This is a genomic window from Paracraurococcus lichenis (assembly GCF_030657435.1).
Classification (GTDB): Bacteria; Pseudomonadota; Alphaproteobacteria; order Acetobacterales; family Acetobacteraceae; genus Paracraurococcus; species Paracraurococcus lichenis.
In genome coordinates this window covers 1-1,498 of the sequence record NZ_JAUTWS010000287.1, presented here as the reverse complement: position 1 = coordinate 1,498, position 1,498 = coordinate 1, and the positions used below count along the sequence as shown (strand labels likewise).

The 1,498-nt window shown below is 68.0% G+C and carries 2 protein-coding genes; one reads left to right on the top strand and one right to left on the bottom strand.

The window, feature by feature from the left end; genetic code table 11:
• Positions 1 to 246, bottom strand: a 246-nt coding sequence (tnpA, locus tag Q7A36_RS39740) for an IS200/IS605 family transposase (RefSeq protein WP_305109311.1), incomplete at its 3' end; no start/stop codon positions are given.
• 22 nt (positions 247 to 268) lie between these two features.
• Here tnpA and Q7A36_RS39735 point away from each other — a divergent pair.
• Positions 269 to 1,471, top strand: coding sequence for an RNA-guided endonuclease InsQ/TnpB family protein (locus Q7A36_RS39735; RefSeq protein ID WP_305109310.1), 1,203 nt, complete (start codon positions 269 to 271; stop codon positions 1,469 to 1,471).
• The last annotated feature ends 27 nt before the right edge of the window (positions 1,472 to 1,498 follow it).

Below are 1,498 nucleotides of genomic sequence, written 5' to 3'. Positions count from 1 at the left end.
GTTCACGAGGGCGGAGATTGCCACTGTCGGCGGATACTCCACCAGCAGATGCACGTGGTCGTCCTCGCCGTCGCAGGCCCGAAGCTCGGCGCCGAAGTCGGCGCAGACCTTCTCGAAGATGCCGCGCAGCGTCTCAATGGCCGCGCCATCGAACACGTGGCGTCGATACTTCGCCACAAAGACCAAATGAACGTGAAGACCGAAGACGCAGGATCGCCCACGCCGAAAGTCACTTAATACCGTCATAGACCAAAGGTACCGTTGCGATATGCTGATCCGCAAGGCCCATGTCTATCGCCTCTATCCGACCCCCGAGCAGGCGGCGGTGCTGGGGCAGTGGGTCGGCGCGGTGCGGTTCACCTACAACCTCGCCTTGGAGCAGCGCCGGGACTGGTATCGGCCGGGCCGGAAGTTCAACCTCGCCAGCCAGTGCCGCGAGGTCACGGCACTGCGGGCCGAGGTTGATTGGCTGCGCGCCGTGCCAGTGCATCCGCTGCAGCAGGCCATCAAGGACCTGGATCGGGCTTACCAGAACTGGTGGGCGGGACGGGCCAAGGCGCCGACACCCCGCAAGCGCGGGATGAGCGATGCCATGCGCTTCCCCGATCCCGCGACCTTCGCCTTCCGGCGTCTCTCCCGCCATTGGGGCGAGGTGAAGGTGCCAAAGCTCGGCTGGGTGCGGCTACGGTGGGACCAGGCCATCCCCAGCGAGGTGAAGAACATCACCGTGGCCCGCCGGGCCGGTATCTGGACGGTCGCGGCGCAATACGAGCGCAGCGTCGCGGAGCCCGAGCCATCCACCCTTCCGGCGGTCGGCATCGACCGGGGCGTGGCGGTGTTCGCCGCGCTCTCGGACGGCGCCATGATCCAGCCCGTGAACCACGGGAAGACGGCGCTCAAGGCACTGGCGCGGGCGCAGCGCAAGCTAGCCCGGAAGAAGAAGGGCAGCAGCAACCGGAGGAAGCAGGTTCGCCGGGTCGCCCGGTTGCACAAGCGCGTCGGCGACGCGCGTAAGGACTTCCTGCACAAGGCCAGCACGACCGTCGCCAAGAACCACGGCGTGGTCGTGCTGGAGAAGCTGGAGGTCCGCAACATGGTCCGCTCGGCGGCCCACACGATGGAAGCGCCGGGCCGGAATGTGCGGGCCAAGGCGGGGCTGAACCGCGCCATCCTCGATCAGGGATGGGGCATGTTCCGCATCATGCTCGGCTGGAAGCTGGCCGAGCAAGGCGCGCGGCTGGTCGAGGTGCCGGCGGCGAACACCAGCCGGACCTGCGCGGCCTGCGCGGCCGTAGATGCGGCAAGCCGCGCCAGCCAGTCGCGGTTCCGATGCGTCACCTGCGGCCATGAGGCCAATGCCGACACGAACGCGGCCATCGAGATACTACGGCGGTGGGGCACACCGTCGCTGCCTGTGGAGGCATCGCGCAAGCGGGCCGGCGAAGCAGGAACCCGCCGGAAAGCCGCCTAGCGGCCCACCGGAACCCCGGCCCTTCAA

What these genes read in the sequence shown, in the direction of transcription:
- Q7A36_RS39735 (WP_305109310.1), top strand. Translation starts at nt 269, where the DNA reads ATGCTGATCCGCAAGGCCCATGTCTATCGCCTCTATCCGACCCCCGAG.